The organism is Chryseobacterium sp. ISL-6, from assembly GCF_018613715.1.
GTDB classification, from domain to species: Bacteria; Bacteroidota; Bacteroidia; order Flavobacteriales; family Weeksellaceae; genus Chryseobacterium; species Chryseobacterium paludis.
On sequence record NZ_JAGGPT010000003.1, the window covers coordinates 75,538 to 92,726 of the forward strand.

Here is a 17,189-nt window from a genome sequence, read left to right on the forward strand (position 1 = left end):
CGAAGATCTTCGGAGGTTTTTGATTAAATTTAGTGCATGGCTTCACTCAAATCTATTTTTTCTTTACTCTTTCTTTCTTTTACAAATAAGATAAACGGTATACAAATTAAGAAAGCGATTCCTAAATAAAGGAAAACATCCATATAAGATAGTACCGTTGCCTGTTTGGTTACTGAGAGATCAAGCATTTTATAGGCAGCATTTAATGCATTATCAGGAGTCATCCCTTTAGATATAAAACTGGCTTTCAGGGCAGCTAATCTTTGCTGTACCTCAAAACTGTCACTATCGAGATGGGTAATAAGGTTTACCCTGTATTTCTGACTCGCGTTAGCGATGAAGGTAGTAATAGCAGCAATCCCAAAAGATCCTCCTAACTGTCTCATCATCCCTGTAAATGCAGCTCCCTGTCCAATTTCCTGACCTTTTAATGTACTTAAGGACAAGGACGTAATGGGTATGAATAAAAGTCCTAATCCAGCTCCCCTCACGATCAACATCCAGAAGAATGCTTCTTTACTGGTATCCGGTGTAAGGATCTTATACCCCCAGAAACTGTAAACAAAGAATATAAATAGTCCCAATGATACCAGAATCTGCTGTTTGGCTCCTTTTGAAAGCAATTTACCAATAATAGGCATCATAAAAGCAGTTGTTAAAGCTGCCGGAATCATTAACGCACCCGACTGTAAAGCCGTCCATCCTAAAATACTCTGGGTATACAACGGTACAATAAACGTAGAACCATATAAACCAAATCCTAATACAAAGGACATAGCGGTTCCGATCCTCAGGTTACTGTTCTTTAAAACCCGTAATTCTACAATAGGATATTTACAGGTAAGTTCCCGCCAAAGGAATAGTATAAATCCTAATACTGCAGATACAGTAAAGGCTACGATCATTCCACTTGCAAACCAATCTTCTTCGTGTCCTCTTTCCAAAATAAACTGTAATGATCCTACCGTAACAGCTAACAGGGCAATTCCCAGCCAGTCGACATCAGACGCTTTTCGTTTCTCAGCAAATTTGGGACTTTTTACAAATTGTAAAGTCATCAAAGTTGCAGCAATACCAATTGGAATATTGATATAGAAAATATATGGCCAGCTAAAATTATCAACAATATATCCTCCCAATGGCGGACCCAAAGTCGGACCAATGATAACTCCTAATCCATATATCGCCTGAGCCATACTTCTTTTTTCAATTGGGTATGATTCTGTAATGATTGTTTGTGAGGTTACCAATAATGCTCCTCCTCCAATACCCTGGCATAATCTAAAAAAGACCAGTTCCCAGATATTGTCAGCATTTCCACATAAAAATGAAAATATGGTGAAAATAACAATAGAAGCAGCAAAATAATTTCTACGTCCGAACTGTTGTGAAAGCCAGCTGGTCATTGGTACGATAATTACGTTACCTATTGCATAAGCCGTAATTACCCAACCTACCTCTGAAAGTGTCGATCCCAGGTTACCCTTCATTTCATTCAAGGCAACGTTCACAATCGTGGAATCCACAATTTCAAGCAGAGCACAAAGAATAGCCGTAATCGTAATGATTACTCTCCGGGCTCCATATTCTACTAATGAATCTTGCATAGTAATTTTGTATGATGTACAATTGTATTCATGTAAAATCTAATAAAGACTGATTTAAAGATTGAGATTTATTATTAAAATAAAGTCAATTAATCAATGGCTTTAGCCATCATTTAAATCATAAATACATTTTACATGAATACACTAATACATATTTTATTTTAACGAAACTTCAGCTTTCACATTCATTCCTGTTCTTAGTTTTTTAGCGATATTCGGATCTAGTTTTACAAAGTCAATTTTTATAGGAAGCCTTTGTACTACTTTTACGAAGTTACCACTTGCATTATCTGGAGGCAGGATAGAGAATGTAGCTCCTGTTGCTGGTGAAAAAGAGCTTACTACACCTTCAAACTCCTGGTCAGGGAAAGCATCAATTTCAATTTTCACTTTTTGTCCTTCCACCATTTTATCAACCTGAGTTTCTTTAAAGTTCGCTACCACCCACTTTTGGTCATTTTTCACGACACTGAATAATTGCGCTCCTGCCTGTAAATATTGTCCAACCTGAATAGGAACTTTTCCAACATATCCATCTTCTGAAGCTAGGATTATAGTGTATGATAAGTTTAATCTTGCATTTTCTACGTCTACCTGTCTTTGTTTAGCGACTGAACCTGCAACGCTTATTTGCTGAGAGCTCGCTTCTGTTTGAGAAGAAGCAATCCCTGTCTGCTGAGCGATCTGATTTCTTTGCTCTACTAAAACCTGTAATTGCTTGTCAGCAGATTGTTTTGCAGCCAAAGCCTGCTCGTATTGCTGTTCCGTAATAGAATGGTCTTTTACCAGATTAGCGTATCTTTTTAAATCTAAAGAAGTTTTCCACACATTTACTTTTGCTGCTTCGATCTGAGCATTCGCTGTTGCAACAGCTGCTTCTGAACTGCCAATATTTTTAGAAGTTGCAGTAGTTGAAGCCTGTGCAGTAGAAATATTACTTTTTGCGGTAGATAATGCTGCTTCAGCTTGTTCTAATGCCATTTTCTGATCTCTGCTATCTAAAATAACCAAAGTATCTCCTTTCTTTACAAACTGGTTATCTTTTACTTTAACCTCTGTTACATATCCTGAAACTTTAGAAATAACAGGACTCATATTGGAAGCAATTTGTGCATCGTCCGTTTCTTCGTGAATCTGCCCGTAAGAATAAGTTCTGTATCCGTAAATTCCACCTCCAATTAATACAACCGCTAAAATGATAGGAAAAACTAAACTTTTCTTCTTTTTTGGTTCTAAGTTCTCGATTTGTTCTGTTTTATTATTTTCCATTGTGGTATTATTCTTTTATTTAATAGTTAAAGTTCCTGTAGTTTGTAATAGTTTTCTGTAGGCTAATGCGGCATCTGCTTTTGCATTAATCACCCCAACATTTGCTGAAATCTGTGCGGCATCTGCATCCAGAAGCTCTGTCATTGTTGCTAAACCGTTATCAAACTTATTTTTAGTAATTCTATAGTTTTCATTTGCCTGAACAGCTGATTTTTCAAAAACAGCAATTCTTTGTTTTGAATAGTCTGTATTTTGATACTCTCTGTTTACATCAAGCTTAATATTATCATTTAAAAGTTCATTGCTTGCTTCCAATTGTTTTTCTCTGGCTTGAGACTGTCTCAATGATGAATTCTTCTTCCAGATATTAGCCAGATTATACTGAATTCCCACTCCAACATTTACCGCATTATAAACTGTTAAAAAATCAGGCGCATCTGCTGCAATATAACCACCTGTCAATGCAATTGTAGGTAAGTTCTCTGCTTTTGCCGCTTTGCTTCCAAGCTGTGCCGCTCTTCTTTGTTGACTTAGAGCCTGTAAATCTTTACGGTTTTGCTGAGCTTCAGTTAAATAATAATCTACAGGTTTAGCATCCTGAGCTTCATCTATATAATTAGGATCAACTTCAATGATTGTCGCTTCCGGAATTCCCAATAGTAAATCCATATTGATGTTGGCAATATTGTAATTATTTTTAGCCTCCAACAACTGTAATTCAATATTTGAAGTCTGAAGATTTGCCTTTAAACGGTCATTTCTTGCGATCAAACCATTATTTTCCATTTTTAGGAACGTTTCGTCCCTTTGGTTTGAGGCAGTAAGGTTTTCCTCTAAAACTTTAATAGATTGGTTTGCTTTAAACAGGTTATTATAAGCCTGTGCAACATTATAAGCAATTGCTATTTTATCGTTTTCAGTGCTTAATTTTGATGCTTCTACAAGGTATTTCGCAGATTCAATTCCATACTTTATTCTTCCTCCTGAATACAAAGGCATTGATAAATTGGCTTGACCTAAAAATACAGACTTCGGAGATGCCATACCTCCACCTCCAGACCCAGATTCATTTAAAAATTTCAAATCTACTTTTGCATTTGTCAAACGCATATACTGCCCCGAAAGTTTAAAATCAGGCAGTTGTTTGTTTTTTGCTTCCAAAAGATCTGCTGTAGCCTCTTCAATCTTAGCCGCATCGATCTTAAGATTCTTGCTGTTTTGGATTCCCAACTGAACAGCTTCATCGAGGCTGAGTTGTTTTTTCTCCTGAGCATTTGTGTTTGCAATTCCTATAAATAGAGAAAGTGCAATAATGGAATTATTTATTTTCTTCATAACCTAAAAGGTCTTTTAGTATATGTTTAATATGTTTATTAAGTTCTGCGTAATATTTTTTATCAAAAACTTCTTCATCTTCCGTGTCATTTAAGAATTCCTTATACATTTCCTTCCCATTAAATGCATAGAACAATGTTCCACTTACCGTTGCATGTAATAAATAAATAGGTGGATTTTTTGTAAAAATTCCTTTTCTCAATCCGCTTTCCAGTATTTGTGAATACGTAGAGATAAAGACCATTTTTGTTTGTTTAAGGAATTCTACAATCTGTGGATTTTCAGCATGTAATTGCTCCCGCTGCATAATTCTGTAAAAACATTTTTGATCTTTTATTTTCGCTGAAAACTTATCTACTATCTTCTCTATTTTCTCCCATTCATTGATGTCAGTTCTTTCCAGAATATCTTTCGAAAAAAACTGGCCTTCATTCATTCTGTATTCAACCAATTTCTCGTACAGTTTTTCTTTTGAACCAAAATAATAGGAAATCATGGAAATATTTACATTCGCTGCCTTAGAAATTTCTCTGGTAGAAGTTCCTTCAAAACCCTTTTCTGCGAAAAGTTTTTCTGCGGCAAATAATATATTTTCTTCTTTTGAAATCATGTCACTATTCATTTTTGAAGCCGCAAATTTACATAAGTTTTTCACAAAATCAAACGATTGATTGATTTTTTAATATGTTTTTAATTTCAGTTAATATAACTAACTGAAAATTAATACACTTTGGCTAATTAAAAATACTAAATTTCCATAAAAGGTTTAAATTTAATTTACAAATACGTGAATTAAATTTAAAATATTTAAACTAAAATCAGCAGGTCCGCTTCTGTCGGAAGAAAAAAATTATTACGCTAAAAGATTAAATAAGATGAAAATTATAAAAATTCATTAGAAAGAAAAATATACTTGGGAAGGAATTAAATAATAAACTCCGGCAAATAGCCGGAGTTGAATATAATTAATGGTATCAGTTTAAGATCAATTGGTTACGATCATCTTTTTTGAATCTATGATCTTACCATTGGCAACAAGATTATAAATATAGGTTCCTGCTGTCAACGTACGTGCAGTAACACTGATTTGTTTTTCACTTTTTTTAATAGGAATAAGTTGCATTTGTCTCCCACTCAGATCATATATTCCTATCGCGGCATTTGTGTCACCTGCATTAAATCTGATCACCGTTTCCTGATTAAACGGATTAGGAGCATTTTGTTCCAGAGAGTAAGATGTGGATGTATTCACCATAGATGGAGAAGTATTTTTATTATCACCCATAGCATTCAGCTTTGCTTCTATTGCATCCATCTTAGCCTTCAGATCTTTAATTTCATTTTTCTGATCTTTTAATTCATTGATTAATAGTGGAATTATTTCAATATAATTAAGTGCATAATTTCCTTTTTCATCTATAGTAACTAAGTTTGGAAATTCCTTTTCAACTTCTTGAGCAATAAGACCAAAATGCAGTTTAGTATCAGCTTTACCTTCACCTTCTTTTTTAGGTTTAAAAGTATAAGAGTATGTATTAAGATTGAATAGATTACCCGGAATGTCTTTAAGAGGTTTAATATTATCCTTTAATCTTCTGTCGGAAGTTGAAATAAAAGACTGAGCTCTTGCCTCAAATGAAACCTGTAAACGTCCATCTACATAAAGTTCGTTATTTCCATTTCCCAAAACAGTAACCCCTCCGGTTGGAGAACCATTACCCCCATTCAGGAAATTTAAATAAGCCACTCCCCTTATTGAGTTGATGATCGTTCCGTTACCAAAACTCGGACTAGAGTACATGGCAATCCCTGAAGACCTTACATTACCTAAATTATCATTGTACATCATCCTGCTTTCATTTACGGTATTCGATAAAGATTGAAGCCCAAAAACGCCACCATAGCTCAGCCAGTTGATTAATACTGGATTTACCGGAGGTATTATATTCGTAACCTGGTTGTAGACTTCTATGATATTAGGAACATTAGTTCCGTTAAACACTCTATATCCATGATTGATCTTTAATGCAGAAATAGTACTTCCTGAATTAATATCCAGTCTCGCCGTAGGAGCTGTGTTACCTATTCCTACTGCACCACCAGTTGTAGTTGGTATAGCTGTACCTGTCCACACGTTCTGTGCAGAAACAGAAAAAGTTGCGCCTAATACAAATAAAAGGCATAAAGAAGTTGTGATTTTTTTCATAGTATTAATTTTTAGTGATTGGATTTATCCATTTGTCAATAAAGATACTATCATGTAAAACTTTTCACATCCAAAAAAAAGTAAGTGTAGCAATATTCTTAGTAAGTGTCACTATTTTATAATAAGTGTATAATTCTGACTCGTTTAAAAATAAAAAAGTCCGGTAAGATACCGGACTCTTTATTATGTAAATTGTTTTTGATATTATATACCTTTAACCACTGTTAAACTTCTATGTTGTTTTATGAATATACCTTGAAAGCTTGATCCCAAGGTCGGTCCATATAATTTTAGGATTTCCGTTTCGGGTGAGATGCAGATCAGCAGTGCTTATTTCTTCCAAGATACTTTCAATATTTGCTCCACTGATAAATTTGGAAAAACCTGTCCAATTGAAACCATTTGCATTAATTTTTTTATAAACCAGACTTTCCGATTGGTAATTTTGCAATAGAGCCAGCCTGAATATTTCAGAACAATAGTCTAAAAAGTTTTTTTGTTTCTCCCTATTCCATCCTGCAATTTCCCTTGCCCAAAGAATAATATTTTTAAGAAATTCAGGTTTCTTTTTTACCTGAAAAGCATCTCTCACCCACTGAATGAAAAGCCTTTCAAATTCTTCATTTTTATTCTCTGACTTTAAAAGCTTTATTGCATCATTAAGATTTCCTTGGGCTTCATGGACTATTTCTCTGGATTGATCATCTGAAACGGAAAAGCTGTTCTTCAAATATGCTTCAATATCAGTATCATTAATCCGGGGAACTTCCACGATCTGCGTTCTGGAAAGTATGGTAGGTAAGATATCATTAGAATTTTCTGCCGTAAGGAGGATAATGGTTTTTGCAGGTGGTTCTTCTAAAAATTTCAAAAACTTATTGGACGCTGCAATGTTCATTTTATCTGCCCTCCAGACAATTAGAATTTTAGTTCCACCTTCGAAACTCTTAAGAGAGAATTTCTGGTTTTGGTCATCTACTTCATCTGCAGAAATAAAAAGCTGTTTATTCTCTGAATCTAAAAATGCCGTCCAGTCATCATAGCTTGCATAGGGTGATGCAAGGATCATTTCTCTGAAATCCTCAAACTTATTTTTACTTAATGAATTTTTATTATCCGTATAAACAGGGAAACTAAAGTGGAGATCCAGGTGATTTAAATGTTCAACTTTTGAAGCAGCATGTTCATTTTCCCTTTGTAAGATCTCTTTTGCATAAGCCAATACAAGTGGGAATGTCCCATATCCCTCTTTTCCGACAAAAAGTTGGGCGTGGCTTACTCTGTTTTCTTTAATACTGTCTTTAAGAAGTTTTTTCAGGCTCTCTTGACCGGCAATGTTCTCCCAATTCATGCTCCAAAGATAAAAAATCTTCTTTCAATTTCCGGAAATTTAATACACCGTATTTGTTAAAAAAATAATCTTCGGATATGATTTTTTAAAACAAAGGATGTAATTATAGTTAGCATCAATAATCAATTTAAAATAATTCATTTAATTAAATTGTGTACAATTTAATTTTTAACAATACATTTGCTTAACAATTAAACAAAAAAATAAATTCAACATTATGAAAGTATTATACAGTACAGCGGCTACAGCAACGGGAGGAAGAAATGGACATGTAAAAAGTGAAAACGGAGTTTTAGATCTTGAAGTAAGGATGCCAAAAGGCCTGGGTGGCGCTAACGAGGATTTTACAAATCCAGAAATGTTATTTGCAGCAGGGTATTCTGCGTGTTTTGACAGTGCTTTGAATTTGGTCATTAAACAAAGCAAAATAAAAACAGGCGAAACAAAGGTTACAGCCAAAGTAAGTCTTGGTCAATTGGAAAATGGTGGTTTTGGTCTTGCCGTAGATCTACATACCAACATTCCTGAAGTATCTTTGGAAGAAGCACAATCCCTGATTGAAAAAGCACATCAGGTTTGCCCTTATTCCAATGCAACAAGGGGAAATATCGAAGTAAAATTGAGTGTTACAAATACCGAATCCTAAAATTAATCATAAAGCAATAATCTAAATATTAATTAAAAATCAATAATTTAGATAAAACTTTCAGCGACAATAAATAGGATCCAATAATATTAACAAGAAAAAAAATGACACCAGAACTAGACCAACACATCAAGAATGTATTTGAAAAACAAAAGGCATTTTTCAAGACGAACCAAACTAAAGATATTGAATTTAGAAAAGCGCAATTAAGCAAATTCCGTGACGTATTTCTAAGTCACACAGATGCTTTATGTGAAGCTCTAGATATTGACTTGGGTAAGAGCAGAAAAGAGGCAGAATATGTAGAAATTCAAATTGTATCAAGCGAACTGGATTATCTGTTAGAGAACATTGATGAATGGGCAAAACCTACTTTTGTAGAATCAAAACCACACCCATCAGGTGGTGAGATCGTGAGCAAAATAATGTATGAACCTTACGGTGTTAATTATATTATCGGTCCTTTCAATTATCCTGTTCAGCTTACTTTCAGCCCTTTGATTGGAGCATTGATCGCCGGAAATACGGCAATTATCAAACCCTCTGAAAATACACCTCACGTGGCTAAAGTAATTGAAGATATTGTAAACGAAGCTTTTGATGAATCATATGTAAAAGTGATCCAGGGAGCAATAGAAGAAAATACTTTATTATTAAGTCTTCCTTTTGATTACATATTCTTTACCGGAAGTCCAAACGTCGGTAAGATTGTAATGAAAGCAGCAGCAGAACAACTGATCCCACTAACTCTGGAATTGGGGGGTAAATCACCAACTATTGTTCATAAGGATGCTGATCTTGATAAAGCTGTGGCTAAGATTTCTTATGGAAAATGGATCAATTGTGGGCAAACCTGTGTAGCACCGGATTATATTTATATCCATGAATCCGTAAAAGATACATTTATCAGCAAGTTTACAGCCTATCTAAAGGCTACCTATCCTGATGGATCTCTGGGAAAAATAGGAAAGATTGTAAATCCAGGACAAATCAAACATTTAGCCAGCTATTTGGAAGCAGCTCCTGACAAAGTAATTTATGGTGGCAGATATAATCTTGATAACCGTCATTTTGAAGCTACACTAATGGATAATGTAACCTGGGATGATCAGGTGATGCAACAGGAAATCTTTGGCCCGATATTACCCATTATGACATATACGAATATTAATGTTGTTTTGGAAGAGATCAATAGCCGTCCAAAACCTTTAGCGCTGTATGTCTTTTCGGAAAGTCAGGAATTTGCAGATGATGTTTTGAACAGAACAACAAGTGGTGATGCTGAAATCAATAGTGCTATTATTCATGTTGGTTCACATTTTCTACCTTTTGGTGGTGTTGGAACTTCCGGAATGGGAAAATATCATGGGAAATTTAGCTTTTATGCCTTCAGCCATAGCAGATCTGTACTGCAGGTTAAATAAAAAATCCTTTATTTCTATAAATAAAATAAGATGTAAAGAGACAGTTTTCAATGATGAAAGCTGTCTCTTTTTTTATCTTTTAATGAAAAAGAAAACTTATAATAAAACCCCAGCTAACCGTCTAAATCATTATGCTAGTGAAAGATGTACCTTTCAATTTAATGAGTATATTTTATAATTACAAAAATAAGCAGCACTCCTTATATATTTAATTTTGTAATAAAAAATTCTGTTTAAGTTTAAAGATAATCTCCCTTAACAAACTTTAACCTCATGAAATTTTTACAATTCATTAATATTTAAGATATTTGCGCATTATTTTAAAAATAAAGAATGAAAAAAATCTTTGTACTATCATTCATTTCTGTTGGGTATTTCCTTAATGCGCAGAGTTTAAGCAATTCACCATATGCAACTTACGGAATCGGAGATGTAAAATATGATAATACGATTGAAACAGCTTCTATGGGTGGCATTTCAACGGCTTTTATAAGTGATTTCACTAGTAATTTCAACTTTGCCAATCCAGCAAATAATACGAATTTCGAACTTACGAGTATTAAGCTTGAAGCAACCAACGAAAACAACTATTTCAAAACGAATTATAACAATACGAAGTCTACCAAACATTCTACGTATTTATCTAATATTTCATTAGCATTTCCTATCTCTTCGAGGGTTAAAATGGGATTATCCTATCAGCCTTACAGTTCAAAGAGCTATGATATTCAAAATATAGAGAAACGACCTGATGGTGGCATTTATCAGAATAATTTTAAAGGAACCGGAACTTTAAATACTGCTCAGGTTGCCGTATCATATAAAGTAAACAATGAGTTTGCCCTAGGTTTAAGAGCTAACTATTATTTTGGAAACCTTTATGATACCAATGAATTTTCAAATCCATATCAGGTATCTAACCCAAATGCTCCTTATTCTGAGTTGATCAATGCTTATGAAACCAAAAACAGCATTAAAAATTTCAACTTTACATTAGGGGGGAGCTATCAACACCTAAATACCCGTACTGATAAAAAACTGACAATTGGTGCAACTACTACTTTTGGTAACACTAGTAATATGACCACTGATTATAAAAACAGTACTTACTTCTATTCAGCTGTGGACACTAAGGCTTATGAAACAATCATTGAGCAGAAAAGCACAAGTTCTAAAAATCTCTTACCGATACAAGCATCATTTGGGGTAGGATATGGAAGTGAAAACCAATGGTTCGTATCTGGTCAGTTAGACTATAAAAAAGGTGAAAGTATTTCCTATTTTGGGAAAACAGTAGATTTCGATGATACATACAGAATATCTGCCGGAGGATGGTATTTACCTAACTATAATAACTTCAGAAACTATTTCTCCAGAGTGGTATACCGATATGGAGCTTTCTATGAAAGAGGGGGTTTAAAAATAGGCAGTAATAACATCAACAAGTTTGGAATTTCTGCAGGGGTAATGCTTCCATTCAAAACAAGTAGTATCACAAGAATGAGTGGACTTGAATTAGGTGTAGAAGTTGGTAAACGTGGAACTTTAGATAACAACCTGATCAATCAGAATTTCATCAACCTAAGAGTAGGGTTCAATTTTGCTGACAAGTGGTTCAGAAAGAGTTTATACAACTAGAATGAAACTGTTTAAAAACTTATCATATAAAAAAAATATAGCATGCCTTTTTAGTTGTGCTATATTTTTTATATTGATATCCTGTGAAGAAGACCTTACAAAACGAAATGGCAGTCAAAGTAAGAATTTTCCATCACAGATCATTAATAATGCCAATATCATACAGAGAGATTCAGGATTTGTTACTTTAAAAGCACTAGCTCCCATTATTGAAAAATATGAGCTTATAGACAGTCCTTATGTTGTTGCCAGAAAAGGGATCAACATTGAATTTTTTGATAAGAAAAAGCCAAAAGTCCCTGGAAAGATCACCGCCAAATATGCCAGAATTTTCGAATATAAAAAGTTCTATGAAGCGAAAGGTGATGTAAGAATTACGACCAATGAGGGGCAGAGATTTGCCATGCAAAGCATTTATTGGGATCAAAGAAAAAACCGCATTTACACCAAAGATACAGTATTTGTAACGATGGCAGATGGCTCTACACTTGTGGGAGCCAATGGAATGACCGCTAAAGACGATTTCTCTGAATATACTTTCTTCAACAATTCCGGAGATTTCAGTTCCAAACAACTATCCGAATCTAAAAAATAAATCTTTAATGATTCTACGAGCGTTAGGTCTAATGTCAGGTACCAGTTTAGACGGATTAGACATTTGTTTTGTACAATTCGAAAAACAGGATCAATGGAGCTTTCAGATCTTGAAAGCTGAAACCATTCCTTATCCTAAAAACTGGGCGGATAAACTTAGAAATTCCATTTATCTCTCAGCTGAAGAATTACTGGAACTAAATGCCGAATATGGTTTTTATCTGGGAAAATCAGTTCGTCGCTTCATTGATGCTTATCAATTAAAAAATATTGATATCATCTCCTCTCATGGTCATACTGTTTTTCATCAGCCTCAAAAAAAAATTACGCTGCAAATTGGAGATGGAAGGGCTATAAAACTTGAGACAGGCCTCCCTGTCATCTATGATTTCAGAACCCAGGATGTCTTAATGGGTGGAAATGGTGCCCCACTCGTCCCTATTGGAGATGAACTACTCTTTTCTCACTATGATGCCTGTCTTAATTTGGGTGGGTTTTCAAATATCTCATTTAAATACAATAATAGACGAATAGCATTTGATGTTGTACCCGTAAATATTGTACTCAATAAATTAGTTCAGGAATTTGGTAAAGACTATGATGAAAATGGTGATCTTGCAAGAACAGGAACAATTAACGAAAAGTTACTTGACCGACTTGGTTCGCTTCATTTTTACAGACAGGGTCACCCAAAATCTTTGGGAATTGAATGGTGTAATGACCATATTTTCAACAGTTTTGAAAATATAAAGGCGATTGATCTTTTAGCAACCTTTACAGAACATATTGCCCAACAGATCTCAAATGTAATTAATGATAATGCCCTGAAGAACATTCTTTTTACTGGCGGTGGAACTTACAACACTTTTCTTATTGAAAAAATAAGAACGAAAACCAGCGCTGAGATTATTATCCCCGAAAAACAGATCATTGATTACAAAGAAGCATTAATCTTTGCCTTAATGGGTGCTTTAAAGCTCACTAATGATATTAATGTACTTTCCTCAGCTACTGGAAGCTATAGAGACCACAGTTCTGGGATTATCGCATAAAAAAACCTTCATTTCTGAAGGTTTAGTTATTATTTATAAGCTTCTATTTTATCCGTTAATGCATTAATGAAATTCTGTAGAGGCTTCTCTACCATCATTTTTATAAATGGATTGAATTTACCTTCAAAAAGCATTTGTACTTCTGTCTGGTTTTCATTGAGAGGATTTAAAGTGGCTGTTAATGAAAAATCCAGACTTGAACTTGCCGATTTTAAAACAGCTTTTTCATCTGTAACTTCATCTATCTTTAAAGCTATTTCCGGCATTCCCTGCAATCCGAATTTAAATCCATCTTCTCTGCTTTCAAACTTTTGAAGTCCGTCCGGCATAAATTCTTTATAGTTGTCAGGTGTTTTTAGCAGTTCCGCCAACTCTTTAGATGATTTATTGACAATAATTTTTCGTCCTTCTAAATTCATTTTTTATTTTTGTATTTAAATTCCTACAAATGTATAAAGTTTTTGTGAACGAAAAAAAATTATTGCTGTCTAAACAGTCTGAAAACCTGGAAAAAAATGTTAGGTATGAAAACTTCACAACTTTTGAAATCGCATTGGATCTTCTGGAAAATACATCTGTAAAAGAATTAAATGTATTTGGAGATGATATCGATACAATTTGGGAAGAATTTAAAAACCTTTTCAGGATTATAGAAGCGGCTGGCGGATTGGTAAATAATAGCAAGGGAGAGATTCTTTTTATCAAAAGACTCGGAAAATGGGATCTTCCCAAAGGTAAAATGGAAAAAGGAGAATCCAGAGAGGAATCTGCTGTAAGGGAAATTGAAGAGGAAACGGGACTAAAGGATGTTGAATTACTGGAATTCATTAATACAACCTACCATATCTATGTAGAAAGAAATGGTGATAAGATCCTGAAGTGTACCCATTGGTTTGAAATGAGCTTTGATGGAGAAGATACCTCAAAGCCGCAGATCGAAGAAGGCATCACTGAAGTAGCCTGGAAAAACGCTTCTCAGATAGAAAATGAAGTTTTTCCAAACACCTTCAAAAACATTCAGCTGATTGTTAAAGAATTTCGGAATAGCAAGACTAAATAAAGTCTGCTGCCTTTTCCAGAGAAATGCCTCTTGATGCTTTTAATAGAATATTTTTTGATTGAATTCCATTTAGTTTTAAATATTCTATTAGCTCTTGGGTATTATTAAAAGATAATGTTACACTATTTACTTTCTTAAAGTTTCCACCTACTGTAATAATTTCATCAAAGCCTAGTTCCAATGCTTGTTTTAAAATATTCTGATGTTCGGCTTCACTCTCCACTCCTAATTCAAGCATATCTCCAATAATAATGGTTTTACTTCCTTCAAAAGTTACAAAGTTATGTAAGGAAGCTGTCATTGAACTCGGATTGGCATTATAAGTATCCAAAACCAATGTTCGCCCCTCCTTCTTTACAATCTGAGAACGCATATTAGTAGGCGTATAATTTTCAATAGCATGTTTTATTATTTCGATATCAATTCCAAAATGAAGTCCAAAACTTACTGCTGCACAAAGGTTCGTAAAATTATAATTTCCAGTAAGTTTAGATAGAGCTTTTGTATTTTGATAAGACAGCCCAACACAATGATCTTCAGAATAAGCTTCAAAATAATAATCTGAAGTTGGTTTTCCAAAAGTTATTTTCGGTTCATAGCTTTCACTTTTACTCACCTGAATGTCATCATTCTCATTAATGATGATCGTCTTATTAGATTCTTTTAAGTAATCATATAATTCAGACTTTCCTATAATAACACCTTCGAAACCTCCGAAACCTTCTAAATGAGCCTTTCCGAAATTTGTGATATAACCATAATTAGGTTTTGATATAGAACACAGAAGTTCAATTTCCTTTTTGTGATTAGCACCCATTTCTATAACAGCCATCTCATGATCTGGCTTAATTGATAAAATCGTCAATGGAACTCCGATATGATTATTCAGGTTACCATAGGTATACTGAACATTATACTTTTCAGACAGAACAGCATGGATCAACTCTTTTGTAGTCGTCTTACCGTTACTTCCTGTAAGCCCTATAATAGGTATATTTAACTGATCTCTATGATGTATAGCTAAAGCCTGTAGAAATTCTAATGTTGAAGGAACATAGAAAATATTTTTACCAATATCTTCGAAATCCTTAAGCTCAACAATAGCAGCCAGCGCTCCCATGGAAATAGCTTTTTCCGCTAACGTCGCTGCGTTGAAGTTCTCTCCCGAAAAAGCAAAGAAAATATCATTATTTTCTACTTTCCTACTATCAATCGTAACTTTATTGGCCTTCAAAAATAAAGGATAAAACTGTGCTGTATTCATAGTTCAAAAATAAAAAAACCTTCCAGTATTTAGGAAGGTTTTTTATATTATTTTTTTGATAAATATTATCTTCTAGTTCTACTCTTGTCAGCTGCTCTAGCATCTTGAGCAACACGGAATCCAATCCATCCAAAAGCTCTATTTTGATCTTTATATCTTCTTTGTCCCGGATCCAGCCAATAAGCTGTATCTTGCCAAGAACCTCCTTTAATTACTCTGATATCATTAGACATTGCAGATGTTCTGTCTTTAGTATCCTTCTGCATAATTACTTTTCCAGATCCGTCTACAATAAATCTCTGTTTTGGAGAATTATACATATCATAAGCTGTTGCAGAGTCTCCCGCTTTATAATAATCTAAAGAAGATTGTCTGTCACCATCTCTGTAGTTTCTGTAATCAGCGATAGTTTGTTTTTCAAACTGTCCTGGTAAACTTTTATATACTAATCTACCATCAGCTAAAGTATCATATTTTATTGAACCTTCATCTACCATTTTGTAAGTCCCGTCTCCGTTCTTTACAACAGCCTGAGGCATATTTCCTCTGTAGTAGTTGAAGTCACTGAAATCTTCGTCAATAACTGGTCTGTAAACATCGGCAACCCATTCAGATACGTTTCCATACATCCCATATACCCCAAGGTCATTAGATGGATATTGTCTAACATCTGAAGTTCTTGCTGAACCATCATTTTTCCAGCCTGCAATACCTGAATAATCACCTCTACCCATTTTGAAGTTCTCAAGGAACATCCCTCTGTCTCTTCCTTTAGTACCTCTCAATCTTTCGATTTCCGGTTTTTTACCTAGGTATTGGTTATATTCTCTATTTTTAGCCATACCAAGTGCTGCATATTCCCATTCAACTTCTGTAGGAAGTCTGAATTTCTGAACCATTGCAGAGTTTGGAGCTCTATTAGCAGAAAGCAATCTTTGGTTTGTTGTTTTTAAACCTGATTTTTGCTGCATTCTCTGTTCATTGATATACCCTTGCATTTCAGGATCATTCGCTTTGAATTTATCCATGTTAAATGCAGTTCCACCTTGATTATTGGATTCATTGATATACAAATCTTTAGCAATGATTCCTGCAGACATTAATGCTTTTTCATTAGCTCTGTCAGTTAACCACTCACAATATCTATTTGCTTGAGTCCAAGAAACACCTACTACCGGATAGTAATCAAATTCAGGAGAACGGAAATACGTCTCGTTGTAATCATTTCTAGATAGTTTGTTATCCCATAATAAGGTATCTGGTAAAGCACCATTATAGATTTCCTTAAAACTTGGATCACTAGGTGGGAATACATACTTCAACCATGTCAGGTATTCGCGGTATTCATAGTTAGTAATCTCTGTTTCACCGATAAAGAACGAACTTACCTGCATTCTGCGAGGTGAGTTATTCCAATCGTGCATTACATCATCTTTCACTAATCCCATTGTAAAAGTTCCACCTTCTACATATACCATCCCCGGCCAACCTTTCTGTTTTTGTTGCTTTCCTGCAAAAAACCAACCTTGTTTTTCGTTTGGCTTCCAACCCGTCTTACTGATAAATTTTTTAGTACCTCCACCTTTGTTGGTACCTGATCCACCACAACTGGTTAATGCAAGTGTAGAACTTAATGCTATTAATGAAAACAACTTTAGTTTTTTCATAGTCGATATAAATATTTTCAAAGTACAAAGAAAAAATAAATTATTCAATAAATCAAGTAAACATTTGATTTTTTTG

The 17,189-nt window shown here is 34.3% G+C and carries 15 protein-coding genes; 6 read left to right on the top strand and 9 right to left on the bottom strand.

Going from position 1 to position 17,189, the window contains the following annotated elements; genetic code table 11:
* Positions 1-29: 29 nt before the first annotated feature.
* The 6 genes from J7E44_RS06530 to J7E44_RS06555 all read right to left on the bottom strand — a co-directional run bounded on the left by J7E44_RS06530 (position 30) and on the right by J7E44_RS06555 (position 7,768).
* Positions 30-1,607 carry a DHA2 family efflux MFS transporter permease subunit gene (locus J7E44_RS06530; protein WP_214826840.1) on the bottom strand — a complete coding sequence of 526 codons (1,578 nt, stop codon included), beginning with the start codon at positions 1,605-1,607 and terminating at the stop codon, positions 30-32.
* A 156-nt stretch (positions 1,608-1,763) separates the two neighbouring features.
* Positions 1,764-2,876, bottom strand: coding sequence for an HlyD family secretion protein (locus J7E44_RS06535; RefSeq protein WP_214826842.1), 1,113 nt, complete (start codon positions 2,874-2,876; stop codon positions 1,764-1,766).
* 15 nt (positions 2,877-2,891) lie between these two features.
* Positions 2,892-4,211, bottom strand: coding sequence for a TolC family protein (locus tag J7E44_RS06540; protein WP_214826844.1), 1,320 nt, complete (start codon positions 4,209-4,211; stop codon positions 2,892-2,894).
* Positions 4,195-4,821 (bottom strand): TetR/AcrR family transcriptional regulator, encoded by a 627-nt coding sequence (locus J7E44_RS06545; RefSeq protein ID WP_214826846.1) that lies wholly within the window; start codon positions 4,819-4,821, stop codon positions 4,195-4,197. Before J7E44_RS06545 ends, J7E44_RS06540 begins: the two co-directional genes overlap by 17 nt.
* A gap of 375 nt (positions 4,822-5,196) precedes the next feature.
* A complete protein-coding gene (locus tag J7E44_RS06550) occupies positions 5,197-6,417 on the bottom strand; it encodes a tail fiber domain-containing protein (protein ID WP_214826850.1) in 1,221 nt (406 codons plus the stop codon).
* Between the two features lie 232 nt (positions 6,418-6,649).
* Positions 6,650-7,768, bottom strand: a complete 1,119-nt coding sequence (locus tag J7E44_RS06555) for a DNA polymerase III subunit (protein ID WP_214826853.1) — start codon at positions 7,766-7,768, stop codon at positions 6,650-6,652.
* Positions 7,769-7,985: 217 nt separating this feature from the next.
* Between J7E44_RS06555 and J7E44_RS06560 the strand changes: the two genes are divergently transcribed.
* From J7E44_RS06560 to J7E44_RS06580, 5 genes are all read left to right on the top strand, one after another.
* Positions 7,986-8,414, top strand: coding sequence for an organic hydroperoxide resistance protein (locus J7E44_RS06560; RefSeq protein WP_214826856.1), 429 nt, complete (start codon positions 7,986-7,988; stop codon positions 8,412-8,414).
* 104 nt (positions 8,415-8,518) lie between these two features.
* On the top strand, positions 8,519-9,838 hold the full coding sequence (gene mdlD / locus J7E44_RS06565) for an NAD(P)-dependent benzaldehyde dehydrogenase MdlD (protein WP_214826859.1): 1,320 nt from the start codon (positions 8,519-8,521) through the stop codon (positions 9,836-9,838).
* Positions 9,839-10,171: 333 nt separating this feature from the next.
* On the top strand, positions 10,172-11,476 hold the full coding sequence (gene bamG / locus J7E44_RS06570; protein ID WP_214826862.1) for a BamG family beta-barrel-assembly machinery protein: 1,305 nt from the start codon (positions 10,172-10,174) through the stop codon (positions 11,474-11,476).
* Position 11,477: 1 nt separating this feature from the next.
* Positions 11,478-12,071, top strand: coding sequence for an LPS export ABC transporter periplasmic protein LptC (gene lptC, locus J7E44_RS06575; RefSeq protein ID WP_214826865.1), 594 nt, complete (start codon positions 11,478-11,480; stop codon positions 12,069-12,071).
* Positions 12,072-12,078: 7 nt separating this feature from the next.
* The gene (locus J7E44_RS06580) at positions 12,079-13,122 is read left to right on the top strand and encodes an anhydro-N-acetylmuramic acid kinase (protein ID WP_214826868.1); all 1,044 of its coding nucleotides are present in this window, start codon (positions 12,079-12,081) and stop codon (positions 13,120-13,122) included.
* A 29-nt stretch (positions 13,123-13,151) separates the two neighbouring features.
* Here the strand turns inward: J7E44_RS06580 and J7E44_RS06585 are convergent, their stop codons facing one another.
* Positions 13,152-13,541: an SRPBCC family protein gene (locus J7E44_RS06585; protein ID WP_214826871.1), complete on the bottom strand. Its 390-nt coding sequence runs from the start codon at positions 13,539-13,541 to the stop codon at positions 13,152-13,154.
* A gap of 29 nt (positions 13,542-13,570) precedes the next feature.
* Between J7E44_RS06585 and J7E44_RS24090 the strand changes: the two genes are divergently transcribed.
* A complete protein-coding gene (locus J7E44_RS24090; protein WP_214826874.1) occupies positions 13,571-14,182 on the top strand; it encodes an NUDIX hydrolase in 612 nt (203 codons plus the stop codon).
* Here J7E44_RS24090 and J7E44_RS06595 read toward each other — a convergent pair.
* Entirely contained in the window at positions 14,175-15,446 is a 1,272-nt protein-coding gene (locus J7E44_RS06595) for a UDP-N-acetylmuramoyl-tripeptide--D-alanyl-D-alanine ligase (protein WP_214826877.1), read from the bottom strand. The two genes, J7E44_RS24090 and J7E44_RS06595, sit on opposite strands and share 8 nt — an antisense overlap.
* A 65-nt stretch (positions 15,447-15,511) precedes the next feature.
* A complete protein-coding gene (gene gldJ, locus J7E44_RS06600; RefSeq protein WP_214826880.1) occupies positions 15,512-17,113 on the bottom strand; it encodes a gliding motility lipoprotein GldJ in 1,602 nt (533 codons plus the stop codon).
* Between the last annotated feature and the right edge of the window lie 76 nt (positions 17,114-17,189).